Below are 25,366 nucleotides of genomic sequence, written 5' to 3' on the forward strand. Positions count from 1 at the left end.
TTGACGGGACTGAAGGTCCTCGAGTTCAGCCACACGATCATGGGGCCCTGTGCCGGCTTGATACTGGCCGATCTCGGGGCCGACGTGATCAAGGTCGAGCCCGCGCCCGACGGCGACCACACGCGCCACTTGCCTGGCTTCGGCGCAGGTTTCTTCGCCGGCTTCAATCGCAACAAGCGCAGCATCGCGATTAACCTGAAGCATGCCGAGGGACGCGCGACTGTCCATCGGCTGGTGAAGGACGTCGATATCGTTCTTGAGAACTACGCGCCCGGCACGATGGAGCGGCTGGGGTGCGGCTATGCTGATCTGGAAGCGATTAATCCACGTCTGATCTATCTGGCGCTCAAAGGCTTCCTCGCAGGTCCCTACGAACACAGGACAGCGCTCGATGAAGTCGTGCAGTTTCAGGCGGGGCTTGCCTATATGACAGGCCCCGCGGGGCGGCCATTGCGCGCGGGCGCTTCTGTCAACGATATCACAGGCGCAATCTTCGGCGTCACGGCCGCACTCGCAGCGCTCCGCGAGCGCGACGCTACCGGGCGAGGCCAGCGGATCAGCAGCGCATTGTTCGAGAGCGCGGCGTTCTTCATGGTCACACACATGGCGGGCGCGGTCGCGAGTGGACACCCGCCAAGGCCCATGCCGGAGCGCCGGCATGCCTGGGCGATCTACGACGTCTTCAACACGAGCGACGATCAGGTATTCATTGGCGTCACCAGCGACAAGCAATGGATCCGGTTCACCGAGGAATTTGGGCTCGCCGCCCTCGGCGGCAATCCGGATCTCGCCACCAATGTCATGCGGGCGAGCCATCGAAGCTGGCTCATCCCCGCCGTGCAGGAAGCGCTTGCCCCGTTTTCGAAGGCGGTGATTGCCGAACGTTGCGAACGCGCGGCCGTCTCATGGGCGGCGGTTGGCAAGCCGACGGACCTGTTCGACGATCCGCATCTCGCCAGTCATGGTGGCTTGATTGACGTTGCGATCCGCACCGCCGAAGGCGCAATCGAGATGGCGCGGCTTCCCGCCATGCCCGTCGAATTCGGCGCGGACCGCGAACGGCCAAGGCTGACGCGCCAACCGCCGCGTCTGGGCGAGCACACAGACGAGATTTTGGTCGGCGCCGGCTTCGACCGGCGCGAGGTCGAGCGGCTGGCACGCGAACGGGTCATCGCCGCCACGCCGTAGGTCGAGCGTGCCGAACATAGAAAAGCAAATTGAAGCAGAGGGGAAATCAAGCCATGCATCGGCCGGCGACACGAACGACCGTCGCACTCGCGGAATGCAGCGGAGCGGGAGCGGTGGACACCGATAACGCATCGGCTGCGGCCGTGATCAATGCGCGCCTTGACCGCCTTCCGATGAGCTGGCCGATCTGGAAGCTCGTCTTGATGGTCGCCCTTGGCGCCTGGTTCGAGATCTACGACGTCTTCTTCACCGCCTACATCGGACCGGGGCTCGTCAGAAGCGGAACTTTCACGACCTCGACCGTGAATTTCTTCGGCTTTGCCGGACTGGGGGCTTTCGTGGCTGCCATGTTTGCCGGCCTGTTCGTCGGAACGCTCGTGTTCGGCCAATTGGCCGATCGCTTCGGGCGGCGGGTCGTCTTCACTGGCGCGCTGCTCTGGTATACGGCCGCAGCCGCCTTGTTGGCCTGTCAACACAGCGCGGAGTGGATCATCTTCTTTCGGTTTCTAACCGGCATTGGTGCAGGCGCGGAGATCGTGACGATCGACTCCTATACCACCGAGCTCGTGCCGGCGAATTCGCGCGGAAAGTCGTTTGCATTCCTCCAGGCGATACAGTTCTCCGCGGTCCCGACCGTCGCGCTCGTTGCTTGGTATTTCGTGCCGACGGCTCCCCTTGGCCTTGACGGATGGCGCTGGGTGATCTGGATCGGGTGCCTGGGCGCGACGGCCGTCTGGTTCATCCGGCTCGGCTTGCCGGAAAGTCCGCGATGGCTGGCGCAGAGGGGCTGCCTTGCCGAGGCGGATGCGATCGTTCCCGCCTTGAGTACGAGATCGTGGCGCGGACCGGCGCGCCTTTACCCGAGCCGCAGCCTCACCCTCCCGTGGCCCAAGAGCAGAACGCGAGTTTTGCCGAGCTGTGGCAATCCCGATATCGGGGGCGAACCATCATGATGCTAGTGTTCAACTTCTTTCAGTCGATCGGTTACTACGGGTTTGCAAGCTGGGTTCCGACGCTCCTCATTGCCAAGGGCATTAACGTTACGCACAGTCTGCTCTATTCCTTCGTCATCGCGATTGCCAACCCCATCGGTCCGTTGCTGTCGATGTCCTTCGCCGAGCGAATCGAACGCAAGTGGATCGTAGTGGGATCTGCCTCAGCGATCGCGGTCATTGGAATCATCTTCTCTAGGCAAGAGGAAGCCGCTCTCATCGTGGCCCTGGGCGTTGCCCTGGCCTTGGCCAGCAACTGTCTCACATTTTCCTATCGCGCCTATCTGCGAAGATGACGAATGCACCGAACAGGCTGCGGATGCTTGCTTGTCGCAAACTTGTCAGAGAGACGAGCTCACGACGAACATCGATCGGCGATCGTGACAGCGGTGATCGCTCACCATCCCCCGCGTAGCTCATGGCTCATCAAGGCGTCGACGGGAGCCTCATAGGTCTGGTAAGTCAACTTTGGCTTGAAGCTGACGTAAGGTCATATTGTAGCGTCGCCCGCGAAACATGACCAAAAGCGAGCTCGATCCGATAATGCAATTTAGATCTACAGACTTCGATGACGTGCGCACCGCCAACAGAGCATATAGCAAGGCCTCGGGAGTAAGTTGTCATCACGGTAGACTGCGTAGGATGCCGAATCTCGAGCAGCAGGCAGCTGCAGCTCTTGACATATGGACCTGGTCTCTCTCGCCTCAAGAAAGGATCAACTACATCCGCAAACATCGTTCCCAATTCCGGTTTGACAGCTACGGCCAGATGATCGGTGTCGTCCGCGGTCGTTGCTTCAGTGGTTGCGCATCCGAGCTCATCAAATGGCGAAATCGATTCAGGGCCAACACGTGGCGTGCTGTCGTGTTGTTTTGCGCTGGGACTTGGGCAATCCTCATTTATGCAGCCCTCCGAGTGCTAGAATTTGTTCGCGATTGACTGGAGTTCCCATAGTAAGGCCGTTCCACCGCCGCGTGAATCGAACGTCTGCACAGTCTCCGTGAAGAATCAGATCGGCCTGAGAGATAGGCAGAAGTTGTCTCGATAAAGTATTCGATTTTGCAGGGCCAGGGACCTTCGCAAACACACGCAAACCTTTGTCGAGCGGTGCGTCGGGGAAGGGTACGTCGAACACAACGTGCTCGCCGGTTATCGCGCGCCAAAGGAAACTCGTGCGCAGCGGGTCGGGCGCCGGACAAAGGGGCGGGCGCTCACCGATGAGGAGACCATCAAGGTCTGGCATGCAGCTGGCAAGCTCGGAGCTTTCGGGCTTTTGACTCGAATGTGCCTGCTTGGTGGTCCGCGCCGCAGCGAACCACCATGATCAAGTGGCAAAAGGACGTTATGGACGACCGCATCACTTTTGATGCGGCTTGGACAAAGATGGGTCTGCATCATGACGTGCCGCGCACGCGCCTCGTTGATGCCGTGCTCGCTGCCGCAAAACATTTCCAACGTGCGACGTCCGGCTTTGTCTTCCCGTAACCGAAGACCGGTGGCCAGATGTCCGGCTTCACCAAGATGGTCAACCGCTTGGTCAACGAGGCGGGTGTCGCAAAATTTACCATGCATGACCTGAGGCGCAGTCTGCGCACCATCATGTCGCGCTGCGGCTACGACAATGAAATCCAGCGGCTGTGTGTCGGGCAAAAGCCACGCGGAATCGATCAGGTCGACAATCACGACGAGCAGTGGATCATCCGCAAGATGGCGTTCGAAGCAGCTGATGATTACATTGCGGAGTTGGTCGGCGCAGAACGAGTTGGCAAGGTCGTGCGTCTGCAGCGGACCAATCCGCTCGATCCCATCAAGGCCGAGCTGCTCGGCCGTCTCCGCGAACATTATGCGGCTGAGGGCGCCTAGTGGTCTTATCGCACCCGGCCAGATAGTCACGCACGGCATCGACACGATAGAGTGGGCGGCCGCCGACGTAACGCCATTTCAGCGGGTGATTCTAACTGCCCCCGTCTCAGATGCAGGCGTTTCCGCGAAAAAGCTCACCTCAAAGATAGAGCAGCATCACGGCCGCCGTCAGACCCGAATTCTCGAAATAGCCGCCGTCAACAAAATCCGGAACTCCAACTCCATCCGGTACTTGCGCGGTCGACGAGATGAACGGAATCCTTGAGTTTGGCGAACAGGTTTTCGATCTTGTGACGGGAGCGGTAGACGCCTTTGTCGTAGGCGAGCGGCTGCTTGCGGGTTCTGGTCGGTGGAATGCAGACTTCCGCGCCTTTGGCTTTCAGCGCGGTGGGGAAGCAGTTGGAGTCGTAGCCGCGGTCTGCGATCAGCGCCGAGCCGGGCGGCAGGGCGTCGAGCATCAGGCCGGCGCCCTTATGGTCGCTCATCTGGCCTTCCGGGAGCAGCATGACGAGCGGTTTGCCAATGTCGTCGCAGACGACGAGGAGCTTGGAGTTCAACCCGCCTTTCGTGCGGCCGATAGTAAGCGCTTAGCCGCACTTTGAATTACCCACATCTGCCGCCTCAAGGCCGCCACCGCTTTTGTTATCGAGGTTGTCAGCTTCTTGTAAGCTAAGCCCTGCAATCTACCGTAGTCAGAAGGCTGGCTGTGGCGGTTCTCAACGGGTGACGAAGCGTGGATTCTATCGAGCGAGCTTTGGCTGCCCGCACTTTGTTTACAGGCATCGAAGAGGAAGAAAACCGGAGTTCGAGTACGGAAGCTTTCCCACCAGCCGGTCCAACGGACTCTCGCCAGCAGCTAGGCGCGCTGAGGATGGTCGAATCATCCAACGGGGGAGACAATTCGCTGGGCAGTATGTCCCGCGAGTTCCGCGCAGTGCTGGCCGGGGTGCAGGAAGGTCTCCCGTATTCTCGCGTGAATCGCCCCTATCGTGAGTCCGCGTTGCGTGACGGTCCTCGCTTTGTGCGCAACCCGTCGCCGGGCCGCGCTAGCGACAGCTCTGAGGGTATTCTCGACCGCGGCGCCATTTTAGACCCCTCGGGTGGTTTTGCCTCCGAGGCTGATATTAACGATTATCGACAGTGGTGTTTTGAGCGGTTGGCCAGCAGTAGGCCGGGAGCCAATCCTCTGGCCTTGTCCGTTGCTTCGGCGGAGCGGTTGCCGCTTGCGTTGCCTAACGATGCTCGCCTTGTGCCGCATGATGGGGCCCGTGAACCGACCACCCCGGGTGAGCAAACCGTTTCATCGCCTTCCATCGGGCCTGTTCATCACCAAGCCCAGGCCTTGGGGCGTCGAAGCGACACCGTCGACTCTTTCAACAACTACATCGAGAGCCAAGACGACACTAGCGATAGCTTGAGTTTCACTGCTTCAGAGGAGAACCTGCATCGCCAGCGCACCCTCCTCGAGTTGGCTCGACTGGAGCCCCGCCGTGAAAGAGTACGCAGCGACGACCGAGCGCTGCGCGAATTGGCCCATGCATTCGCGCTTCAGCGCGGCCAGAGAGCTGGGCCGTCTCTCGTGGGTCCGGCCCGCGAGCCCGGCTTTCGGAATCAGGAAGCCGCCGGGCCCTCGTCTTCCGCCGAGCCTTTACGCCATCGCCAGCGACTGGATCGCGCAGCAACAGGAGCAATGAATAACTCCGGGCAACGGGATTTCGGGCCTGTTGTCGGCCCGAACTGGGTCCATCGTGATCAACCCGCCCCCGCTCCCCTGATTCTTCAGTTAGATCGGCACGGCTTACTACCGAGTCCGAGCGAGCGACACAGGAGCATCGACATCTATGGCGTGCCCTATACAGTTGTGCGGGGTCCGGGAGGACCACGGGACATTCGCCTCTTCCGTAACCGGTATGTTCCGCCGCCGCAATCTCGTATCGCCACGCCGTGAGCAGCCCACGCGGGCAACGCCTTGCACGCTGTGAGATACCGTGATCTGGTGGGGACTATCGTTACCGATCGACATGTGCCGCGATCGAGCCAATTATGTTAACTGAAAGCCAGACCGGATGCTTACGCTGGTTGAGGCCCATGACGTTTCCCTCCAATGAGGGCCGCCGTGTCGGCTGGGGATGTCCCGATCGCTGTTGAACTAGGTCGGGCCAACGTTGCCGGAATGAATGTTACGCGGCCCTCGAGACGTGGGCAACGGGGTTGATCGTCATGCGATTGTGGCGAGCTTGAAGGGCCGCACGCAGAACCGACAATTTGCTTATGCGCCTTCAATCGTCGGAAGGCCTTGTTGGCCTCGATCATGCCGGCCTCGACCCATCGCAAGGCCATAACGGGATCCCGCCAGCGCTTGATGTTGCGCATGACGCGGCGAATGGTGCCCATCATGTTCTCGGCGATGTTGGTACAGGCGAGCGATCGACGAAGCTCCTTCGGCAACTTCAACCGGATGACAGTCAGGATGCCGTCGAGGCCTTCGAGGATGCTGCCCGCTACACCGGGCCATTGCTGGTAGAGTCGACGCGCGAGATTGCGGATCAATTTTTCAGCCTTGTCGGAGCGTCATCGAGCTCCCAGGCCTGGCGCGGCGCCCGACGGGTGGCCGCATGATGCTCTTTCGGCAGGCGTTCCGTGATGTTGCGCGCCTTGCGGATCTGGCAGCGCTGGATCGCAGCGGCCGAATCGAAGCTGCGGCGGATCGCCTTCGACAACGCCTTCGCGCCGTCGGCGATACAGTCTTGGCACCGTCGGGTCGAGCGCGCGCGAGACCAGGTTGTCCAGCAGGGACTGAACCGTGGAGGTATTCTCGGTCGCCCCTTCCACCAGCGCCAGCGGATGCTCGTTGCCTTAGCCGTCAACCCCGATCGCGGCGACCAGCACGAGATCGTCGCCGAGATGCAGCCCGTCGATTTGGACCACCAGAAGGTTGAGCGCGGACAGATCGGCAGCCATGAAGTCGGCCAAACAATACTTTCAAGGAAAGATCACAAAGCGCGCCGTACTTGCGGCGATTGAGAAGCTTCAGGCGGCTTGGCCGCCTCCAAAACCGAAAGGCCAATTTCGCCGATCTGCACTTCGATAACGCTTATCGCTCGATCAGTCCTCGCAGGATGGCTTCCGCACGCATAGAGACGGCCGTGTAGTGCTGTGCGGCCTTGATGGACCTATACTGCCCCGGATCGTTTTCCGCGATGTTGGGATCAGCTAAAAGCCGCTGGAGCCGTTTCCGGCGCCATGCCTGCACCCGGCGGAGCCGCGCCAGCACAGACGGCCGCTCTTCGATGCTGATCCGCTTCTCCCTCGTCACTCCGGTCGCTCCTCTTGAGGTTGCGAGCCTAGACCAACTTGCGGCGCGGAGGGAAGAGGTTCCCGGAATGCTACGGGATCGAGCGCGAACAATGGTTTCTAAAAGAAGTGTGGTTAACGGCCGCCCGTCGCCGTCACGCGGGCCTTCTGTTCTCTTGCGGCTGTCACCGGCTCGGACTACGTCGCTGGACGAGAGGAGATACATGCGATGAAAACGCGGACACGGTCAAACGGGGCTGAGAGAAGGCGCTAGCAGGACCGCAGGCAGTCGAAGCGCGTCCGCCGGCTCGTCGGCATCACCGAGCGGCTGATGGCGGAGTGCGGCGCTACCGAACTCGCGAACGCAAGGTGCACCGTCAAGCGCAGTATCGCGGCGTCACGTCTGATCTCGTCAGTCGCGTGCGGTTCATGACGTTGTGGTCCGGAAGCCGCCGCTCGCGCGAGTATTCAGTCTGCACGAGGTATGAAAGCGCGCCGATTGCCTGTCTGCGCAATATGACCGTCTGGCACGCTGATTGCTGAGCCAGGTATGGCTTGGTCGCTTATCGATTGACCATCGTGAGGGCCAAGTCCTCGCATCGCAACTCGTGCGGGCGGTGGTAAGCGGCTGCCCGCACGCTTTTTTCGTCGTGTCGGCCTCTACCCTTGCGTAGTGACCGTCTGGCACACGAGTTGCTCAGATGCTTATCGGCTTGGCTGCCTATCTTCACGCACCCCCAGACAGCCAAGCTTGGCGTACCAAACTTCGCGCGGGTGGTTCCTCCAGCCGCCCGCGCGCCTTTTTCGTAGCATCGGAAACAGCAACACGTCGTGGAGATCATGGCATGCCCCGTGAAACTGAGATGGCAGCAGGGTGGATGGTTACGGTCGGCGTCGTCAAAAACGACAAGCTCCGATATGTGACTTATGCTGTCGCACTGGCTGATCAGGCTGAAGCCGTAAAAGCTTCGTTGGCAGCCAGCGCCGGTGAAGCAACGATCGACAAATCCGAACTTCGCGAAACCGATTTGAAGGGCCTCGGCCTAAAGGCCGGCGAGCTCGTGGCCATATACGATGATCGCAGTGATCCGCTGATGTCACGCACGTGGCGCCCTATCCAACCGCGGGGCAGAAGCTAGAGCGCTGCGACCCTCTCCGGCATACGGAGAACGGCATTCCCGACTCAGTGCGAAGAGCTTCCATCAGTCGCTCAGCCTTGACGAGCCGGCGCGTTGGCTTGTCAGATTTCTCCAAACCCAACCGATAAAAACGGTCAGCGCGGCGGTGGTCGTTGAACTTTGCGGATTCCGATGATCTCGCCTGGGTGTACCGATTTGATCTCGCGCAGTATTGAACGAACCCGCTACGCGGGAGTGGGGGCAAGCCTGCTGAACTGAGGTGTCCTGTCTGAGTGGATGTTGGTCTTCGCGCCGCCGCTCTCAAGACAGGAGACCCAGATGGCTACGATGAGCCCTCTTCGGCAGCGCATGATCCAGGACATGACGGTCCGCAATCTGTCGCCGTCGACTCAACAATTCTATATCTATGCGATCGCAAAGTTTAGCCGCCATTTCGGCTACGCTCCGGACCGGTTGAGTTTCGAGCAGGTCCGCGCCTACCAACTGCATCTCATCGGCCAAAGGCGTTCGTGGTCCCACATCAACCATGTGGCCTGCGCGCTGCGGTTCTTCTACGGCGTCACACTCGGGCAGACGGAGGCATTCGAGCGGATCATCGGTGGCCAGAAGCCCGACAAGCTCCCGCTCGTGCTTAGTGCCGAAGAGATCGAGCGCTTCCTGGACGCGGTTACAGGGTTGCGCAACCGCGTCGTGCTGGCGACGGCTTATGCGGCTGGTTTACGGGTTAGTGAAGTCGTAAGCCTGAAGGTGAGCTCGATCGACAGCAAACGAATGTTGATCCACATCGAGAATGGAAAGGGCGACAGAGATCGTTACGCGATGCTTTCTCCTCGACTGCTGGATATTCTTCGTAGGTAGAGGATGCGAGCCCGACCGGGGGCTGTGGCTATTTCCAGGCCAAGACCCAAGTGAACATGTCGGCGTCCGCTGCGTCCAGGCGGCCTGCCGCGCCGCCCGCCGCCGCGCTCGGATTGCCAAGCCGATTACTGTCCACACTCTCCGGCACTCGTTTGCGACCCATCTCCTGGAAAGCGGGATTGACATCCGCATCATTCAGGTCTTGCTCGGACATGCCGGCCTCGGATCGACCGCGCGCGACGCACAGGTTGCGACCAATCTGCTCGCCCGCACGACCAGCCCATTCGATGGGCTCTCCATAGGGTGATCCCACCCGACTGAGCCGCGCATATGCGCCGTGCTTGAGATGGCGGACATGTTCTGCCGCCACGGCGGCGCGTTCCGTCGTCCGACCAGCGCCGTGTCATGGCGGCCATCGAGGCGTGCCGCACAGCGACGCTCGGTGGCCACGTCGAGCGCTGCGACGACTGCGGCCTGGTTCGCGTCGCCTACAACAGCTGTCGCGATCGGCACTGTCCGAAGTGCCAAGCGCTCGCGCGCGCCCAATGGCTCGCCGATCGCCAGGCCGACCTACTGCCGGTTCCCTATTTCCATGTCGTCTTCACCGTGCCGGCGCCTGTGGCCGCGGTCGCGCTGCAGAACAAGGCCGTGGTCTACGACATTCTGCTCAAGACGGCAGCCGAGACGATCCGTCTCATCAGCGCCAACCCGACGCATCTCGGTGCCACGACCGGGATGATTGCCATTCTCCATACCTGATGTGGTGGAACGGCCCGCTCCAACAGCATCAAAGTGCTAGAACGTGGTCGTTGTTCGAACGCCACAAAGGAGGGACCGTTCCGTGAAACAGGTTATCTCCATCGGGTTGGATTTGGCCAAGCACGTTTTCCAGGTTCACGGGGCGGATGCGGAGGACGAGCCCGTGTTCAACCAAAAGTTGCGGCGCAGCGAAGTTCTGCGTTTCTTCGAGAAGCTGTCACCCTGCCTGGTGGGGATGGAAGCCTGCGGTAGCGCCCATTATTGGGCGCGCGAGATCGCGGCTCTCGGTCATGAGGTGCGGCTCATTCCGCCGGCTTATGTCAAGCCGTTCGTCAAGCGAGGTAGAACGGACGCGGAGGCCATCAGCGAAGCGGTGACCCGAAAGACCATGCGCTTCGTCCCGATCAAGACGGCCGAGCAGCAGGATGCCGCGATGGTGCTGAAGAGCCGCGCTCTTCTGGTGCGGCAGCGAACGCAGGCGGTCAATGCCCTGCGCGCGCATCTGGCCGAATTAGCCATCATCGCCAGCGCCGGCCTGGCAAAGGTTGAGGCGCGGTCGCGATCGTACGGGACGAAACCGATGCTCGCCTGCCCGCAGCAGCACGCTTCGCCCTGATGGCTATTGCCGATGGGATCGAAGCTTCAGCCGACCAAATCGATAGGCTCGAGCGCGCAATCGTCGTGGAGGCCAAGCGCGACGAGGACATGCGTCGGTTGACCACCATCCCTGGGGTCGGCGCCATTACGGCGGCGACCATCAAGGCGCTGGTGCCGGATCCTGGCGGGTTCAAGTCGGCTCGCCACTTTGCCGCCTGGCTGGGATTGACGCCGCGGCCTCATTCAAGCGGAGGCAAGGAGCGGCTCGGACGAATATCGAAGATGGGAAATCGGGTTGCCCGAAACGACGCTCAGACGCGGCCGTGGCGGAAGGCGCTTCTCGCCGGACGGCCTTTCAAGGTTGCAGCGGTCGCGCAGGCCAACAAAACGGCGCGGATCATCTGGGCGCTTCTGAACAAGGGCGGGATTTATCGACGTCCCGACCTATCGGTGATGACTACCACCATCGCCGTCTGATCGACGCAATGACCGACAAAACAATCTGACCGGCAGGGCCGGCAGAGGGCAAGGTGCAACAACAGACGATGAACCCATGGGACGAAATCCCGAGACGAATGAAGCTGCTGGCCCCAATGCACTCAAGCGCGCATAGCTGATTTAGCTCCTCGTTCCGCGGATCTGATCGAGGCCAGCGGCCATGTGCCGCGCGTAAAGGCCGGACATATGACTGCACCGTTCCAATGTGTGAAATCGACTGAAAAAGCTCTTGCCACGCGGACCGTTCCACATATGGGGTCAGACCCTGACGCATCATCCGCATGCCCATTGCTTCGTGCCGGGCGGCGGGATCGCCCCTGATGGAAGCTGGGTTCATTGTCGCCCAGGCTTCTTCCTTCCCGTTCGCGTCCTGTCACGGCTGTATCGTCGGCTATTCCTGGAGCGCCTGCAGGCGGCGTTCGATAGCGCCAAGCTCCGGTTCTTCGGTCACCTCGCGCACCTCGTCGAACCGGCAGCATTCGGCCGCCATCTGAACGCCCTCCGCAAGATCGAGTGGGTCGTCTACGCCAAGCGTCCCTTCGGCGGACCAGAACAGGTTCTGGCTTATCTCGGGCGCTACATCCATCGCGTTGCGATCGCCAACGGCCGCCTTCTTACCTGTGAGCACGGCCACGTCCGCTTCCGGTGGAAGGAGATTATCGCGCCGGCAACAAATCCAAAGTGATGACGAGACCGAGGAGTTCATTCGTCGCTTTCTGCTCCACATATTGCCGAAGGGGTTCCGCCGCATCCGTCATTTCGGCTTCCTGGCGAACGCCTGCCGCGCCGCTAAACTCACGCGCATCCGAGCGGCGCTTGAGGCGCCGCAGCCACCTCCGCCTGCCGAAGCTGTCGACTATCGTGAGCTCTGCGCCATCCTCTTTGGTCACCGCCTCGACTTGTGCCCCATCTGCGGAGGCCGCATGGTCGAGATTCGGCCTGTGCCGCATGCGCCAACGCAGCGACGCGCAGCACCTCACTGCGATACATCATGACCGACGACCTCGACTCGTTCGCTCCCATTGCACGCATCGCCATACCGACGTTCTCCATCGGAACGATCAAGCACGCTCACAACGCCCGGCGAACGGGCGATAGTCAGCCGCCCGGGCTTGACGCCCCGTTCAACGCTATCGACGGCGGCATCCTGTGCTGCCAACACCAGCGACAATCTGTGGCCACACTGGCTCGCGGGCCCGATATCGGGTCAATTGCACCTACTGGCGCCTAGATCGAACCCCCATAGGTCCGCGCTCACAAGACGCGGCTTCGTTCAATCCGGCTTCAAATAGGTCCCGCGCTGGACTTGCGGCGAGATCTGTGACGCGGGACCTATTTGAACCCTCCAGTATTCCGAGACGATCTCGCCCACCGTTCCGATTTGATGTCGCCCGGGGCGGGAGGCGTTCTGGCTCTTTGGTTTCGGGCATCGGCGAAGCCGCGAGGTCAAACTTGTATCGCGGCTCGAAGGACTGTTTTTTGCTGCTCCTACTGTGGGCATGTGGGCAACGCTGTTGCGTTGTCCAAGCGCAGCCGCATGTCCACAGGGCCACCTGGCTCAGGCCTTTCGGCTGGATTTGCGGCTTCGCCGCATGCTCTCCCCTGAGGGATCGATCCGGTGGGCGTTATGGACCAAGCGGTCGAGGACAGCGTCGGCGCAGGGGGCGGCCTCGCCGCCGGCTTCGATGTCGGCGAAAGCCTTGTCCATGCCATGAAGGCCAAGCGCGTGGAGGTGGGCACGCAGAGCTTTGACCACCTGGGTGCGCTGTCGCATCTGGAGGTCGCGCGCCCGAAACACCACCGCGGCGGCCTGCTGCTCCTTACTCTTGACGGCAACAAACCGCATCGTCGGTCGTTGAGCGGCCTCACAGATCGCCTCGGCATCAGCGGCGTCGTTCTTCCCCCGTTTCACGAAAGGCTTCACATAAGCGGGCGGGATGAGGCGAACTGTGTGGCCGAGCTCGCCGATCTCGCGCGACCAATGATGCACGCTGGCACGGCTTCCATGGCGACCAGGCACCCTGGCTGCTTGGCGAAGAACTCCAACTACCTTGTGACGACGCAGGCGTTCGCGCAAGACAGTGGCACCTGCAGCGTCCGCCCCATGCACCTGAAATACATTCTTCGCCAAATCCAGCCCGATCGTGCTAACTTCCATGGCGGCCGCTCCTTCTCTGCGGTGGCTGTTCAACGCCCACCGCCGCCGCGCAATCTCGCGGCTTGGGAATCTCGACGTCATGCCCAACCGCCGTGTGAGGAGTTCCCTTGAAGTATCCGGGAATCTCCAGGAGGGCGACCGCCGGCTCAGCCCCTACACGCTCGTGAGATTGCTTGACGTGCTTCAGGAAGGTCAGGCCATCCCGGATCACGGACGGATCCGTTGCGCTGAGCCATCTGGCATCGGCTAGCGGCGCGGCGACATCGTCGGCACGCAACGCGAGCCCGTCATGTGCATTGTCCAGGAACGCATCGCGCAGCGCGATCGCTGCCGGCATGCTGCCCGGGAAAACTGCTGCCGCGTAACGCTGGGCCGCCTCGCGGGTCGCCCCTTTTCGCCAGGCGAGGCAGGACTTCCGCTGAGGCGAGGTCGATGACCGCCTTCTTGCTGACGTCAACCGCGGCAAGGCGAGCGAGCGACCGGACGGAGTTTCAACCGCGACACGCCCGACCTTCATCCGAACCTGCCCTTAGTTAGGATACAATACGTTTCGTAATATCGCATCTCCGCTTTGTCAAGTGCGCTCTATTTGATGTAATCGCACCGACGGCGCGCCTGTCGGAACAGGTTACGCTGTGCTACTCAGAAACGATCCGTCCCATATGGTATCGGGCCCACCCATGAGTGCATCGAGGACAATGGCATCAACCTCTCAAGCGCGCCGATCGCTCAAGCCGGCGTCCCGACGGTTGCAGAGGGGACCTCTCGAGGATGAGGTTTCCGATTCTCGCCGAACAGGTCGGCCTCGAGACCAAGCTTCGAGGCGCGCGATCCTTTCGGCGACGATGAGCCTGCTGCAAACGGTCTCGGTTGCCGATCTCGCAATCGAAACGGTCGCTCGCGAAGCGAGGGTATCCAAAGCAACGATCTATCGCTGGTGGACGAGCAAAGGCGCACTCGTGATCGAGGCGTTCCTGGATTCCCACTTCAGCAACACGCCGATGCCGACGGCGATGGATCCCCCTTCGGCCATCAAACGGCATCTGACGTCGCTAGCGAAATACTTCAACGGGCGTGCCGGCACCTTGGTCGTCCAGATCCTATGTGAAGGACGTGATGACCATGAGTTGTTCGCAGAGTTCAATAGGCTCTTCACCGAGAACCGTCGGCGTCTCGTCCAAGAGACGATCGAGCGCGGTCAAAAGGAAGGACAATTCCGAACGGACCTCGAGGCAAGTTGGGTCGTCGAACTTCTCTATGCCCCGATCTACCGGCGCCTCATGTTCGCGAGCCCGCTTGACGCTGAGTTCATCGGTCGGTTGTGCGAGACGGTAGATCTATTGATAACCAAAACCCCAAAGTCGAGGATGGCGAACGCCACGGCCAAGGAGTAGGCGGCGGCAACGAGGCTGGAGGGTCGTTCTCTCAAGGCTTGTCTAACCTGACTTGATGGTGGGCGTTCGCTCTATTCGGCTCGTTCCGTCACGATGAACGCCCTCTCCCTGAAGGATCTCGCCGACAAGACGCGCCGCGGGCTGCGCGGCCGCGTCGCGGATGGCAAGTCCGGTGGTGGGCTCTGCTTTGGGTATGACGTGGTGAAGCAGTTCGCGGCGAATGGCGAGCCGACCCCGGGAGATCTGTTCCGTGTCGCTTCGGCGACTGAGAATGCTGCAAGGCACTCTGACTGTTCTCTCAACATAGTTCAACGCTCGTCAGCTTGTCGAAAGCTAAATGTCTTAGCTGCTGCAACCGTTCGATTGGGCTGAGAGGTCGCCTTGATTTGCTCAGTCCGACAAGGAGTAGGAAATGGATCCCTTCGACGCAGGGCAGGTTCAGCGCGGTGATGGCAGCACTACCGAATCTTCCGCACGCGAGGACCGGGACGGTGAGGAGGCGCAGTGGGTTGGAGTCTTGACCCACGCGGTGCTCGCCGCTGACGATCCGGCAAACCTCGAGGATTCTGCTCCTGCGGAGGGGGCCCACGATCAGATGCTGGAGGAATGGGCTGTCGAAGAGGGGCAGAACCCGCTCGAGGATCGGCAAGAGGCTGTAAGGCGAGTGAATGCTTGGAATCAGGGCGAGCGGGATCTTGGAATGCTACGCCTCCTGGATCTTGGAATGCTGCGCCTCACCAGCCTGCCTCCACTTCCGGCCGGGCTCCACTTGCTCGACGCGTCCTTCAATCGGCTGACCAGTCTGCCCGAGACTCTCCCTGCCGCGCTCTTTTCGCTCAATGTTAGGGGGAATCAGCTGGCCAGCCTGCCCGCGCTTCCGGCCGAGCTCGCCTTGCTGGACGTGCACCACAATCGGCTCACCAGCCTGCCTGACGCCCTCCCGGCCGCGCTCGAGGGTCTCGACGTTGGCCACAACCAATTGACGAGCCTGCCCGAGACCCTCCCGGCTAGGCTCGAAATACTTGACGTTAGTGAAAACCAGTTGACGCGTCTGCCCGAGACTCTCCCGGTCAGGCTCGAAAGACTTGACCTTAGCGAAAACCAGCTAACCAGCCTACCCACGGGCTTGCTGACGCAATTGGGTGCTGATGCCGAGATGGTTTTGTCTGGCAATCCGTTGCCCGAGCAGGTGCTAACGAACCTGGACACAATCCAAAGTACCGATGGGTATGCCGGCCCGAGGGTCTTCTTTCTGGCCGACGAAGGAAGTGAATTGTCCGAGACGGACGAAGGTCCGTCGGAGGAGGACGCTGCTGCGCAGTCTCTTCCCGAGACAGTAGCGGACTGGCTCAACCGGGATCCGAAGGAGGGCGATCCGGAGGTGCTGGCCAAGTGGCAGAGCTTTGCAGAAGAGCCCGGCGCCCAGGAATACGCAGACTTCCTCAACGGGCTGCGGGGTACCGTGAACTCTGGGAACGAAGGATTCCAGCAGGGGGTGGCCAATGATCTGCGGCAGGCGGCGGCCAACCCGCAATTGCGCGCGCAGTACTTCCAGCTTGCTCTTGACGCCAACGAGAGCTGCGAGGATCGCAGAACTTTGACCTGGAACGGCATGCAAACCGCACGCCTGATCGCCAATGTCGAGAGCGGGCTCTATGACAATAACGAGGGGGTCGCGGCCCTCGTTGATCTAGGCCGTGTCATGTTCCGCTTGGACGCACTGGGGGCGATCGCGCGCGAGAAGGTCCAATCGCTCGTCACGGACGACACAATCAACGATGTCGACGAAATCGAGGTCTACCTTGCCTATCAGGCCAAGCTGCGCGAGCGGTTGGGGCTGCAGCACATCGCCCCGGACATGAACTACTTCAACGTCTCTTACGTCACGGAGGAAGACATTGACAGGGCTGAGACGTCTGTGCGGAGCAAGGAGGCGACGGGGTTCGCCGACTATTTGGCGACGGACTGGAAACCTTGGGACGATGTGGTGCTCCGCATTGAACCCGAACACCATGCCACGATGGAGAAACAGCTCGCCGATGCATTGGAGGAGGAGTTCGCGGGCCGACTGAAGCAAAAGCTCGTTGAAGCGGGACTGATCGGCGCTGAAGCCGATGTCGTTGCGGATGCCGAGCGGGAGTTCGGACCCCAGGTCAGCAAGGACATCGCTCGCGAGATCAAGGGGGCTCTGAGGGACGCGGTGCTTAACAGACGTGGCCTAGGTCTGTGAAGCGGTGTCTGCTGCTTCACAACGCGGTCCTTCATCCAGATCGACGGATCTCCTGATCGCAGCCAGTGCGGTCTCCGCGTCGGCGAAATTTTGCGCGGCTGCGGGGATGGCGTAGAGCAGCTATCCGTTCGAGGCCGGTAGCGTTGCATGCGGCTACTTTGTAAGATGGGTGATGAAGCCAACCGCCCGCTGCTGCAATTCGGGCTCTAGACTGGTTGCCTTGATTCTCTTGTCAATCGGCTTGCAAATTTGACCCCTCATCGGCGTCCAATTTTGACCCCTTTGCGCGGCGGGGTTTGCTGGTAGCGCTCGTCTCGTCGGAGCTGGCCGGGATAGCGGAGGCGAGACGAGCGCGGGTGGCGTGATCGTCGTCTCGGCTTTTGAACCGCCAGCTATCGTTGCCGGTCTCGACGATGTCGCAGTGATGGGTCAACCGGTCGAGCAGCGCGGTGGTCATCTTGGCGTCGCCGAACACGGTCGGCCATTCGCCGAATGCGAGATTGGTGGTCACGATGACGGAGGCGCGCTCATAGAGCCGGCTGACGAGGTGGAAGAGAAGCTGGCCACCGGACTGGGCGAAGGGCAAATAGCCGAGTTCATCCAGCACGATGAAGTCCATCCGGGTCAGATGCTCGGCGAGCCGACCTTGCCGTCCATTGCGGGTCTCGGTCTCGAGGCGATTGACGAGATCGACTACGTTGAAGAAGCGGCCGCGGGCACCGGATCGGATGCAGCTTCTGGCGATGGCAATGGCCAGGTGGGTTTTGCCTGTGCCGGTGCCGCCAACCAGCACGACGTTGCGTTGTTGGGCGATGAAGCCGCCGCCAGCGAGATCATTGACGAGAGTCTGATTGATCGGCGTGCCGTCGAACTGGAAGTCGGCGATGTCCTTGGCAAGCGGCAGCTTGGCAATGGTGAGCTGGTATTTGATCGACCTGGCTTGCTTCTCGTTGATCTCGGCGTTGAGCAGGTCGCCGACAATGCGCTGAGGTTCGTGCTGGCGCTTGACGGCAGTTGCCATGATCTCGTCGAAGGCAGCCTTCATGCCGTAGAGCTTGAGTTCGCCCATGAGGTCGAAGATTTGGGTTCGTTCCATCAGATGGTCCTCCGGAGGTTGTCGTAGCGGGCACAATCGGCGATCGGTGCATGACGGAGCGTCAGTGCGGCCGGCGTCATGATGTTGGCCGGAGGGGCGGGTTCACGTTGACGGGCCAGGATATTGAGAACGACATCGGCGGAATGGACGCTGTGACTGAGCGCTTCGGCACAGGCCGCTTCCACCGCGGACAGACCGTCAGTCAGCACCGCGTTGAGGATGTCGACCATCTGCCGATTGCCATCGTCGGTGCTGGCAAGCTTGCGCCGGATCCGCTCGATCGCGGCCGGCAGCACCCAGTCTTTGAAGGGAGCACCGTTGCGCAAGGCGCCGGGTTTGCGGGCGAGCACCGGCACATAATGCCAGGGGTCGTAGACGGTATCGCCGCGGCCAAAGGATCGCGGGTGCTCGGCAACGATGCGTCCATCCTGACGGATCACGATGCGATCGGCATAGGCTTGAACCTCGACCGGTCGTCCTACCGCGCTGGCTGCGACCGAGTACTTGTTGTTGTCGAAGCGCACCAGGCAGGTCTTCGAGACCGATGCCGTCACCGCATGGAAGCCGTCGAAGCGGCCGGCATAGGGAACGAGTTTGGGGCGTTCGGCTTCGAACACTTCCCAGATCGTCTGATCGGCCAGCTCCGGATGGCGATGAGCCTTGGCGTAGGCGATGCATTTGTCGAGCAGCCAGGCGTTTAACTCGTCGAGGTTTTTGAACCGCAGCCGCGGCGTGAAGAAGCGTTCCCGGACCAGCCCGACCTGGTTCTCGACCTGCCCCTTCTCCCAGCCCGACGCTGGCGTACAGGCGACCGGATCGACCAGATAGTGGCTGCACATCTGCAGGAAGCGGCGATTGTAGAGACGGCCTTTACCGACGAAGATCGTCTCTACGGCGGTCTTCATGTTGTCGTAGATGCCGCGGGTGCAGGTGCCTTTGAACAGGGCGAACGCCCGGTCGTGGGCGTCGAACACCATCTCCTGCGTCTCCCGCGGATAGGCCCGCACGAACAGCATGCGGCTGTGACAGAGCAGGACATGGGCAGCCTTCACCATCACCGTGGTGCCGCTCAGCAGGACGACCTCGTGGCTCCAGTCGAACTGATAGGCTTCGCCTGGGGCAAAACTCAGCGGGACATAAGCGGCTGCGGTCGATTGTCCGCGTTCCTTGCTCCAGCGCCTGGCGTAACGCCGCACCGCATCGTAACCGCCGTCGTACCCGCGGCCGCGCAGCTCCTCGAAGATCCGGATCAACGTCAGCTGTTCACGAGCCGATTTAGCCGCGTTCGCCGCCAGCAACCCGTCAAGCTCTACTGCCCATCGTCCCAGCTTTGGCCGCGGCTGCACCTGCCGCTCGTACTCGAAGGAGGTCTCTCCCGACCTCAGCACCTTCCGAACCGTGTTCCGCGACACCTTCAGGTCACGGGCGATCTCCTTGATCGTCTTGCCTTTGATGAAGTGCTCGCGCCGGATCCGGGCGATCGTCTCCACGATCAGCATCTCCCACCACCTGCTTCGTTCCAAAGCAGGCAGCGCAACAGATCAATCTGTAGGGGGTCAATTTTGGACGCCGATCCCCCGGCTTAGGGGGTCAATATTGCAGGCCGAATGACACGGGGAGAAGCTGATTCAATCAAGCGCGGCCAAATTGCGGAGCGTCTCAAGCAGGCACGTAAGCTCGCGGGCCTATCACAAGGCCACGTTGCCAAAATTCTGGGCCTGCACCCTCCCGCGGCCTGTGTCGGCGATGGGTGCTCGTTCATGTCGATTTTTCGATGAGCCGCATCGACGAGGAAGAAGCCGCGCAAATCCTGAAGATTCTCACCGAACTGGGCGAAGCCCAGGCCGAAATCGAAACCATGAAGCGTTCGGCAATCCAACCGGGAGGGTAGTGCCATGTCAGGCAATAGTGATCTCAAGGCACTCTATCCGTTCTTGGATGGCGAGCAGCAGGATTCGGCCCGGCTGGATGCCGTCCTGATGCTCTCGGTCGAGGAGAAGGCGCGCGATTCGCGCGAGACCAATGCGCGTTTCTTTGCAGAAAACGGAGAAGTGCTGGTTGCGGCGGCGAAGGCCCGATGTCTACCGCAATGGAGGGCGGCTGTTCCTCGATGGGAAACGGGGGCTTGAGCTGCGACGCGTCGCATGTGGCCGTCGAGTTCGTCCATCCAATCACGGCGGGCAGGCCGGCACTGGCCGCAACCAATCTTGTCGCCGACCTCGCCATGATTTCCGACGTCGGCAATGACCTCGGTTTCGAGCATGTCTTCGTCCGCCAGATCATCGCTCAGGGTGCCAAACAGGTTCAATGGCAAGCCCAGTGGCACCCGTACCGATCGCTGTGCCGAGCTGATTAAAAAAAGGAAAGTCGAACGGCGAACCCCATGCGCTGTGCTTCGGGAGCGATTGCCTGCAAAATGCCGCTGAGTAATCCCGACAGGAGTACGAAGCCGAGGACTCCCAATACTCCGGAGGTGATGCGAAGAACTGGCGATAGAGATTCTGCGACAAATCCGATGGGAGCAAGAAGGGCCAGACCCAAGGCTCGGATCGTGTGCCCCAGCACGATGACCTGCGCCCGATCATGACGATCGGCCTGGTGGCCAGCCATCGGCGCGAGCGGCAAGCCGGCAGCGCTCGATGAGAGCAGCACCAGTCCGACCAGTCCAGAACCACCAATGTGGAAAACGACCCAGACAGGCAGAACAATACCGACACCACGATGAAGAAAGAGGTCGACGAAAACGCGATAAACAGCGGTCCTTCCAAATCTTCACGCTGAAGGCAGGGCGAGCAAGAGTTGATAGTAGGCAATACCCATCGGCTTGCTGTTGCAGGCACGCGCGCACATCGCGCGACCGTCAATCTCGAAGCGTCCATTCACGGTTGGATGTTTCCAAGGATCTTCGTCTGTGCGATCGCACGTTCACCCGAAAGATCAATCGAGGTGCCTCCAAGAAAATGAAGAATGCTGAGACCTCGATTCCAGCCTTCGATGGACGCCTCAATGAACTCGGTAGCCGGCCCCTGTTGAATTCATCTGCCCGTCATCGTGCCACACGGTTCGAAAACGCTCCCAGTCCCCCGCGTCGCGCCATATCGCCCAGTTCTCGATCAACTCGCGAATTGCACGTCGATCACTCTCGTCATGCAGGTTCGAGGTGTCCTTGCGTGTCGTTGTCATATCCTTCTTCCGTACTATAGCCGTGCGCTCCTCAGGCGAGCTTGGCCATCTCCACGCGCCGGTTGTCCTTCTTGTAGGGAGCCGGAGCGACGGTGGCACGAATTTCCTTCTGGGGTTCGCCTGGGTTGCCCCATACCAGCACGACCTCGTTGCCTACGTTGCTGTCAGCGACGTCGATGACGCATAGCGAGAGCATCTGGCGGAAATAGTAGCTATATCCGCGAGAGGTTGAAATGCCGATTTCGCGGCCGCCGCGCAAAACCTTGTCCGCGTAGACGAAGCCGCGCTGGTCGCGGGGCATGTCCATGAAGTGGAAGGGTTGTTCCTTGCGGAACAGCGAGGCGTAGACCTCGATCACATCGTCTGCGTTCCAGACCAGCGTTCGGATCACGCGGCGCGGGTTAGCTACTTCCTTTTCAAGCGCTTCCCGACCGATGAATTCATGATCGAACTTGATGTTCTTGCCCCAACCCAGTTCGACAGGACTGCGGTAGTAGGAGCGAATATCGTCCGACTGGAAGCTGCCTGCGATGTTAAATGTGACTGCGAAGGACGGCATGGCGGCCTTGAACTCGGCGAGATATTCTTCGGTGTCGTCGCCGAACATGGCCGGCAGATAATCGACCAGGATGGTCGGAAAACAGGCCTCGAGGTGGTTGATGAACACGGCGCGGCCTCCAAGCTGCCGGATACCGAAGTCGCGCCCAGCCTCGAGGATCGCGTCGTAGATTTCCTTCGAGTGAGCGGTCGGACCTTGCAGCTCAAAGCCGGGTTCGCCGGCCATTCCTTGCCGGAGCGCGAGGACCTTGTGTCCCCTGATGGTAATTTCACCGTTGCGCATGAAACCGATATCGCGAACGTTCTGGCCAGATACCTTCTCGACGACAGCAGCCGCATTCGGTCCCGAAACCTGGAAGTTGAACCAGTCGTCGGGTTGCGAGACGGCGTTGTAATTGCCGTGCCGGAGCTTGTAGTCGACCCAGAAAGTGCCGCGTCCGAACAACATGAACTCATCTTCGCCCAGCCGGGTCAGGATGCCTTCATGGATGACCTTGCCATCGTCGTTGCAGTGAATGACGTGCTTGGACTGACGCAGGTCGAATTTCGCGAAGCTGTTCACGGACGTGTCGGACAGCAGCTTGAGTGCGTCCGGCCCCTTGAAGCGGCGTTCCCAAAGAAAGGACCAGTCGCCGATGTAGCAGGTCTCTTTCCAGGACATGCTTTCGTCGATCCAATCGGAATATTCGGGGAGGCCCCAGCGGCTCGTGAAGTATCCAGCCGGGGTCGTGCGCATGTCATTCGGTTTCATGATTACCTCCCTTGCAAGGCCAACTGCGTGACGTCTTGTAAAAAAATTGATGGCCCGCGGGTCCGCTCGACGTACCGGCGAGCAGCCGACACGGTGTTGGCCAGCAGCATGGTGACCGTCATCGGCCCGACGCCGCCGGGGACCGGAGTGATGTAGGAGGCCTTCTGACTAATGCCTTCGAAGTTGACATCGCCGACCAGGCGCCCATCCGGCGACCGGTTGATTCCGACGTCGATGACGACCGCACCGGTCCGCACCATCTGCGGCAGGATCAAATTGAGGACACCCGCCGCGACGACGAGGACGTCGGCAAGGATGGTGTATTCTGCGAGATCTCTGGTCTTCGCATGGCAAACCGCCACGGTGGCGTCGCGCTGCATCATCATCAGCGCCATCGGCTTGCCGACGATGGCGCTCGCACCGACCATTGTGACGTTCCTGCCCTCGATGGGGAGGCCGGCATGGTCGAGAATCCTCATCACGCCAAAGGGCGTGCAAGGTGAAAAGATCGTGTCGCCGACGACCAGCCCCCCAACGTTGTAGAGGTGGAAACCGTCGACGTCCCTCTCGACGGAAATTGCGTGCAACACGGCCCTGACGTCGTGGTGTGGCGGCAGCGGAAGCTGAACGAGGATGCCATGCGTCGCCGGGTCGTCGTTCAGTCGTCTTATGTTCTCGACCAGGAACTCGGCAGGCACGTCTTTCGCGTGCTCGATGAGAGTGGAACGGATACCGACGTCGGGGCAGGCCTTCATCTTGTTGGTAACGTTGACGCGGGAGGCGGGGTCTTCCCCGATCAGGATGACCGCAAGTCCCGGAATGACGCCAGCAACCCGGAAAAGCTCGTCGACATGTACTTTAATGCGATTCCGAATTGCTCGTCCGATCATCCGACCGTCGAGGATACGCGCACTCATGGTGACCCTATCTAAAGCGTGAGGCCTTGATCAGCGTGAGAGCGGGAATGCGGCGCGATGGTTGGTCCGAAGCCAGGACCAATCGCAGATAGCGAGTGGCTGCGAACGAATGTTCGATGGTGAGCGCCTGCGCTCTCGCGCCCTGTCGATTTCGGATCGCCTCGACGATGGTGCGATGTTGGTCCTGGGCAGTGACGAGGATCTGCACGACGCCCTGCACATCGGCGCGCTGCGACTCTATGAATGCGTTCGGTGCCGCGAAGGGCAAGGACATGACCCTTTGAAGCGAATGAGCAATCATTTCGCTGCCGGATGCTTCGACCAGCAACGCGTGAAATTCATCGTTAAGTCGGACGAAATCGCCCAGGTCGAAGTGCGTCGACAAGGCAGCTACCGCCTGGTCCAGCTCCAAGACGCAGCGGTCCATCCGCGTCAAAAGCTCGGAAGGCGCTCCTCTTTCCGCCGCGAAGCGAGCCGCCATTCCTTCAAGCGTTCCCCTGATTTCGATGGCGTCGGCCAGGTCCTGTTCGGTGAATCCCTTCACTGCAAATCCGCCGCTTGGAAGTTGCTCCAGCAATCCTTCCTCGTTCATGCGAACAAGGGCTGTGCGCGCGGGGGTCCGTGAGACCCCAAAACGCTCGACCAGAAGGGGTTCAGAGACGCGAGTGCCCGGCCTTAACTCGCCTTCCAAGATGAGCCCGCGAAGTCCGAGCACGGCCTTCAGCGTTTGGGAATTTGCATCATCTGCCATCGCGACCTAAAAAGAATACTATACGTATACGCTTGTCCGATATATGGTCCAAAACTTGACCATCAGGGGTGATATGCCAGTATATCGTATACGATTAACATACGGCCCGCGCAAGAGGTCGTGTTCCGGGAGGGGTCTATGAGAAATTCGATCAGGAATAGGGCGCCTTAGGAGCTTGGATCGCCGCTGCCGCGCTCTTGTGGGCAACGCCCAGCTTCCGGCCGAGGTCGCCAAGGTCGGTGTCATTGCGCCATTCTCTGGCAATTTCTCCGGCTCCTTCGGCCTGCCGTTTCGGCAAGGGATCGAGGCCTATTTGGCGCAGCACGGGCAGCCGACATCCGAGGTGAGCATCGAGTGGATCTATCGCGACAACGCACAGGTCGACCCACAACGCGCCAAGGCGTTGGCGCAGGAGCTCGTCGTCAAGGATAGGTGCAATATCTCACCGGCATCATGACGACACCCGAGGCGCTCGCCATCGCCCCATTGGCTCAATCGGCCAAAATCCCGACCGTCCTGTTCAACTCTTCAACGTCCATTGTCGTGAGCAAGTCGGACTACTTCGTCCGTACATCGAACACCTTGCCGCAGGTGACGGTACCGATTGCGCGCAATGCGCTGAAGCGGGGAATACGAAACGTCACCACCGCGGTTGCCGATTACAGCCCGGGTATCGATGCCGAGACCGCATTCAAGAAGGCCTTCGAGGCGGGCGGAGGCGCAATCATGGAATCGATCCGGATGCCGCTGAGCACCACGGATTTTGGTCCGTACATGCAACGGATCAAGATCGCCAAGCCCGACGCCCTCTTCGTTTTCCTACCCTACGATCCGCCGACCTACAGCTTCGTGAGGTCTTATGCCGATAGGGCGGTGCGCGCGGGCGCGTCCGGTTCCTCGGAACATCAGAAACCCAGGAAAGCGACCTCCAGGAGCAGGGTGACGCCTCGCTCGGGCTCGAGACGACCTATTTCTACTCGGCGGCTGTTCGCGGTCGCGATCCTGCTCGTCGTCTTTTTCCTGTTGAAGCGCCTGGTTCTCTCCTTTCGGGCTGCTTTGCCGGGCTATCGAGAGCGATGCTGTCCTTCCCGAAGCAATGGGAGCGAGGGTTCGGCCCACCCTGATTGCGATGTAAGCTAT

The 25,366-nt window shown here is 60.7% G+C and carries 21 protein-coding genes and 9 pseudogenes; 17 read left to right on the forward strand and 13 right to left on the reverse strand.

Annotated elements, in window-relative coordinates; genetic code table 11:
- From ACE103_RS10515 to ACE103_RS10530, 4 genes and pseudogenes are all read left to right on the forward strand, one after another.
- On the forward strand, window positions 1–1,188 hold the full coding sequence (locus tag ACE103_RS10515) for a CaiB/BaiF CoA transferase family protein (RefSeq protein ID WP_375779345.1): 1,188 nt from the start codon (window positions 1–3) through the stop codon (window positions 1,186–1,188).
- A gap of 113 nt (window positions 1,189–1,301) precedes the next feature.
- Window positions 1,302–2,141, forward strand: a complete 840-nt coding sequence (locus tag ACE103_RS10520) for an MFS transporter (RefSeq protein ID WP_375779346.1) — start codon at window positions 1,302–1,304, stop codon at window positions 2,139–2,141.
- Entirely contained in the window at window positions 2,072–2,476 is a 405-nt protein-coding gene (locus ACE103_RS10525) for an MFS transporter (RefSeq protein WP_375779347.1), read from the forward strand. Before ACE103_RS10520 ends, ACE103_RS10525 begins: the two co-directional genes overlap by 70 nt.
- Window positions 2,477–3,246: 770 nt before the next feature.
- Window positions 3,247–4,043, forward strand: a pseudogene (locus tag ACE103_RS10530) (tyrosine-type recombinase/integrase); the annotation flags it as partial.
- Window positions 4,044–4,240: 197 nt separating this feature from the next.
- Here the strand turns inward: ACE103_RS10530 and ACE103_RS10535 are convergent.
- The 3 genes and pseudogenes from ACE103_RS10535 to ACE103_RS10545 all read right to left on the reverse strand — a co-directional run bounded on the left by ACE103_RS10535 (window position 4,241) and on the right by ACE103_RS10545 (window position 7,359).
- Entirely contained in the window at window positions 4,241–4,600 is a 360-nt protein-coding gene (locus ACE103_RS10535; RefSeq protein ID WP_375779348.1) for a transposase, read from the reverse strand.
- Window positions 4,601–6,223: 1,623 nt separating this feature from the next.
- Window positions 6,224–7,016: pseudogene (locus tag ACE103_RS10540) on the reverse strand (transposase); the annotation flags it as partial.
- Between the two features lie 121 nt (window positions 7,017–7,137).
- The gene (locus ACE103_RS10545; protein ID WP_375779349.1) at window positions 7,138–7,359 is read right to left on the reverse strand and encodes a hypothetical protein; all 222 of its coding nucleotides are present in this window, start codon (window positions 7,357–7,359) and stop codon (window positions 7,138–7,140) included.
- A gap of 823 nt (window positions 7,360–8,182) precedes the next feature.
- Between ACE103_RS10545 and ACE103_RS10550 the strand changes: the two genes are divergently transcribed.
- From ACE103_RS10550 to ACE103_RS10580, 7 genes and pseudogenes are all read left to right on the forward strand, one after another.
- A complete protein-coding gene (locus ACE103_RS10550) occupies window positions 8,183–8,476 on the forward strand; it encodes a hypothetical protein (RefSeq protein WP_375779350.1) in 294 nt (97 codons plus the stop codon).
- A 318-nt stretch (window positions 8,477–8,794) separates the two neighbouring features.
- Window positions 8,795–9,334 carry a tyrosine-type recombinase/integrase gene (locus tag ACE103_RS10555; RefSeq protein ID WP_375779351.1) on the forward strand — a complete coding sequence of 180 codons (540 nt, stop codon included), beginning with the start codon at window positions 8,795–8,797 and terminating at the stop codon, window positions 9,332–9,334.
- On the forward strand, window positions 9,267–9,641 hold the full coding sequence (locus ACE103_RS10560; RefSeq protein ID WP_375779352.1) for a tyrosine-type recombinase/integrase: 375 nt from the start codon (window positions 9,267–9,269) through the stop codon (window positions 9,639–9,641). Before ACE103_RS10555 ends, ACE103_RS10560 begins: the two co-directional genes overlap by 68 nt.
- A 65-nt stretch (window positions 9,642–9,706) precedes the next feature.
- Window positions 9,707–10,090: pseudogene (locus ACE103_RS10565) on the forward strand (transposase zinc-binding domain-containing protein); the annotation flags it as partial.
- 85 nt (window positions 10,091–10,175) lie between these two features.
- Window positions 10,176–11,167, forward strand: a pseudogene (locus tag ACE103_RS10570) (IS110 family transposase).
- 268 nt (window positions 11,168–11,435) lie between these two features.
- Window positions 11,436–12,183 (forward strand): annotated as a pseudogene (locus tag ACE103_RS10575) (transposase); the annotation flags it as partial.
- A complete protein-coding gene (locus ACE103_RS10580; RefSeq protein ID WP_375779353.1) occupies window positions 12,180–12,419 on the forward strand; it encodes a hypothetical protein in 240 nt (79 codons plus the stop codon). The pseudogene ACE103_RS10575 and the gene ACE103_RS10580, both read left to right, overlap by 4 nt.
- A gap of 327 nt (window positions 12,420–12,746) precedes the next feature.
- On the opposite strand, the gene ACE103_RS10585 is transcribed toward ACE103_RS10580, so the two are convergent.
- Entirely contained in the window at window positions 12,747–13,346 is a 600-nt protein-coding gene (locus ACE103_RS10585; RefSeq protein ID WP_375779354.1) for a transposase, read from the reverse strand.
- Entirely contained in the window at window positions 13,336–13,683 is a 348-nt protein-coding gene (locus ACE103_RS10590; protein WP_375779355.1) for a hypothetical protein, read from the reverse strand. Before ACE103_RS10590 ends, ACE103_RS10585 begins: the two co-directional genes overlap by 11 nt.
- A gap of 508 nt (window positions 13,684–14,191) precedes the next feature.
- On the opposite strand from ACE103_RS10590, the gene ACE103_RS10595 reads away from it, so the two are divergent.
- The gene (locus tag ACE103_RS10595) at window positions 14,192–14,740 is read left to right on the forward strand and encodes a TetR/AcrR family transcriptional regulator C-terminal ligand-binding domain-containing protein (RefSeq protein WP_375779356.1); all 549 of its coding nucleotides are present in this window, start codon (window positions 14,192–14,194) and stop codon (window positions 14,738–14,740) included.
- A 412-nt stretch (window positions 14,741–15,152) separates the two neighbouring features.
- The gene (locus ACE103_RS10600; RefSeq protein WP_375779357.1) at window positions 15,153–16,970 is read left to right on the forward strand and encodes an NEL-type E3 ubiquitin ligase domain-containing protein; all 1,818 of its coding nucleotides are present in this window, start codon (window positions 15,153–15,155) and stop codon (window positions 16,968–16,970) included.
- Window positions 16,971–17,202: 232 nt separating this feature from the next.
- Here ACE103_RS10600 and istB read toward each other — a convergent pair whose 3' ends face one another.
- On the reverse strand, window positions 17,203–18,066 hold the full coding sequence (gene istB, locus ACE103_RS10605) for an IS21-like element helper ATPase IstB (RefSeq protein ID WP_375779358.1): 864 nt from the start codon (window positions 18,064–18,066) through the stop codon (window positions 17,203–17,205).
- An 8-nt stretch (window positions 18,067–18,074) separates the two neighbouring features.
- Window positions 18,075–19,565 (reverse strand): annotated as a pseudogene (gene istA / locus ACE103_RS10610) (IS21 family transposase); the annotation flags it as partial.
- A gap of 275 nt (window positions 19,566–19,840) precedes the next feature.
- On the opposite strand from istA, the gene ACE103_RS10615 reads away from it, so the two are divergent.
- Genes ACE103_RS10615 through ACE103_RS10625 form a run of 3 tightly spaced genes read left to right on the forward strand, consistent with a single transcriptional unit; the run spans window position 19,841 to window position 20,422 of the window.
- Window positions 19,841–19,957: a hypothetical protein gene (locus tag ACE103_RS10615; protein ID WP_375779359.1), complete on the forward strand. Its 117-nt coding sequence runs from the start codon at window positions 19,841–19,843 to the stop codon at window positions 19,955–19,957.
- Window positions 19,958–19,961: 4 nt separating this feature from the next.
- Complete coding sequence (locus tag ACE103_RS10620; RefSeq protein ID WP_375779360.1) at window positions 19,962–20,195, forward strand: hypothetical protein; 234 nt, start codon at window positions 19,962–19,964, stop codon at window positions 20,193–20,195.
- Window positions 20,192–20,422, forward strand: a complete 231-nt coding sequence (locus ACE103_RS10625) for a hypothetical protein (protein ID WP_375779361.1) — start codon at window positions 20,192–20,194, stop codon at window positions 20,420–20,422. Before ACE103_RS10620 ends, ACE103_RS10625 begins: the two co-directional genes overlap by 4 nt.
- Here ACE103_RS10625 and ACE103_RS10630 read toward each other — a convergent pair.
- The 6 genes and pseudogenes from ACE103_RS10630 to ACE103_RS10655 form a co-directional block, all read right to left on the reverse strand.
- The gene (locus ACE103_RS10630) at window positions 20,419–20,718 is read right to left on the reverse strand and encodes a hypothetical protein (RefSeq protein ID WP_375779362.1); all 300 of its coding nucleotides are present in this window, start codon (window positions 20,716–20,718) and stop codon (window positions 20,419–20,421) included. The genes ACE103_RS10625 and ACE103_RS10630 overlap by 4 nt on opposite strands.
- 248 nt (window positions 20,719–20,966) lie before the next feature.
- Window positions 20,967–21,249, reverse strand: a pseudogene (locus tag ACE103_RS10635) (nuclear transport factor 2 family protein); the annotation flags it as partial.
- A 31-nt stretch (window positions 21,250–21,280) separates the two neighbouring features.
- On the reverse strand, window positions 21,281–22,558 hold the full coding sequence (locus ACE103_RS10640) for an aminomethyl transferase family protein (protein ID WP_375779363.1): 1,278 nt from the start codon (window positions 22,556–22,558) through the stop codon (window positions 21,281–21,283).
- Between the two features lie 2 nt (window positions 22,559–22,560).
- On the reverse strand, window positions 22,561–23,475 hold the full coding sequence (locus tag ACE103_RS10645) for a bifunctional 5,10-methylenetetrahydrofolate dehydrogenase/5,10-methenyltetrahydrofolate cyclohydrolase (protein WP_375779364.1): 915 nt from the start codon (window positions 23,473–23,475) through the stop codon (window positions 22,561–22,563).
- 7 nt (window positions 23,476–23,482) lie between these two features.
- The gene (locus tag ACE103_RS10650) at window positions 23,483–24,052 is read right to left on the reverse strand and encodes a GntR family transcriptional regulator (RefSeq protein WP_375781081.1); all 570 of its coding nucleotides are present in this window, start codon (window positions 24,050–24,052) and stop codon (window positions 23,483–23,485) included.
- Between the two features lie 24 nt (window positions 24,053–24,076).
- Window positions 24,077–24,226: pseudogene (locus ACE103_RS10655) on the reverse strand (GntR family transcriptional regulator); the annotation flags it as partial.
- Window positions 24,227–24,425: 199 nt separating this feature from the next.
- On the opposite strand from ACE103_RS10655, the pseudogene ACE103_RS10660 reads away from it, so the two are divergent.
- Window positions 24,426–25,030, forward strand: a pseudogene (locus tag ACE103_RS10660) (ABC transporter substrate-binding protein); the annotation flags it as partial.
- Window positions 25,031–25,366: the final 336 nt, after the last annotated feature.

The sequence above is a fragment of the Bradyrhizobium sp. ma5 genome (genome assembly GCF_042258955.1).
Lineage (GTDB): Bacteria > Pseudomonadota > Alphaproteobacteria > Rhizobiales > Xanthobacteraceae > Bradyrhizobium.

Excerpts from the sequence above, each read along its gene's own strand:
- ACE103_RS10580 (WP_375779353.1), top strand. The coding sequence starts at position 12,180 with ATGACCGACGACCTCGACTCGTTCGCTCCCATTGCACGCATCGCCATA.
- ACE103_RS10645 (WP_375779364.1), bottom strand. The coding sequence starts at position 23,475 with ATGAGTGCGCGTATCCTCGACGGTCGGATGATCGGACGAGCAATTCGG.
- ACE103_RS10560 (WP_375779352.1), top strand. The coding sequence starts at position 9,267 with ATGGAAAGGGCGACAGAGATCGTTACGCGATGCTTTCTCCTCGACTGC.
- ACE103_RS10600 (WP_375779357.1), top strand. The coding sequence starts at position 15,153 with ATGGATCCCTTCGACGCAGGGCAGGTTCAGCGCGGTGATGGCAGCACT.
- istB (WP_375779358.1), bottom strand. The coding sequence starts at position 18,066 with ATGGAACGAACCCAAATCTTCGACCTCATGGGCGAACTCAAGCTCTAC.
- ACE103_RS10640 (WP_375779363.1), bottom strand. The coding sequence starts at position 22,558 with ATGAAACCGAATGACATGCGCACGACCCCGGCTGGATACTTCACGAGC.
- ACE103_RS10615 (WP_375779359.1), top strand. The coding sequence starts at position 19,841 with ATGAGCCGCATCGACGAGGAAGAAGCCGCGCAAATCCTGAAGATTCTC.
- ACE103_RS10595 (WP_375779356.1), top strand. The coding sequence starts at position 14,192 with ATGAGCCTGCTGCAAACGGTCTCGGTTGCCGATCTCGCAATCGAAACG.
- ACE103_RS10550 (WP_375779350.1), top strand. The coding sequence starts at position 8,183 with ATGCCCCGTGAAACTGAGATGGCAGCAGGGTGGATGGTTACGGTCGGC.
- ACE103_RS10555 (WP_375779351.1), top strand. The coding sequence starts at position 8,795 with ATGGCTACGATGAGCCCTCTTCGGCAGCGCATGATCCAGGACATGACG.
- ACE103_RS10620 (WP_375779360.1), top strand. The coding sequence starts at position 19,962 with ATGTCAGGCAATAGTGATCTCAAGGCACTCTATCCGTTCTTGGATGGC.
- ACE103_RS10585 (WP_375779354.1), bottom strand. The coding sequence starts at position 13,346 with ATGGAAGTTAGCACGATCGGGCTGGATTTGGCGAAGAATGTATTTCAG.
- ACE103_RS10590 (WP_375779355.1), bottom strand. The coding sequence starts at position 13,683 with ATGCCGGCAGCGATCGCGCTGCGCGATGCGTTCCTGGACAATGCACAT.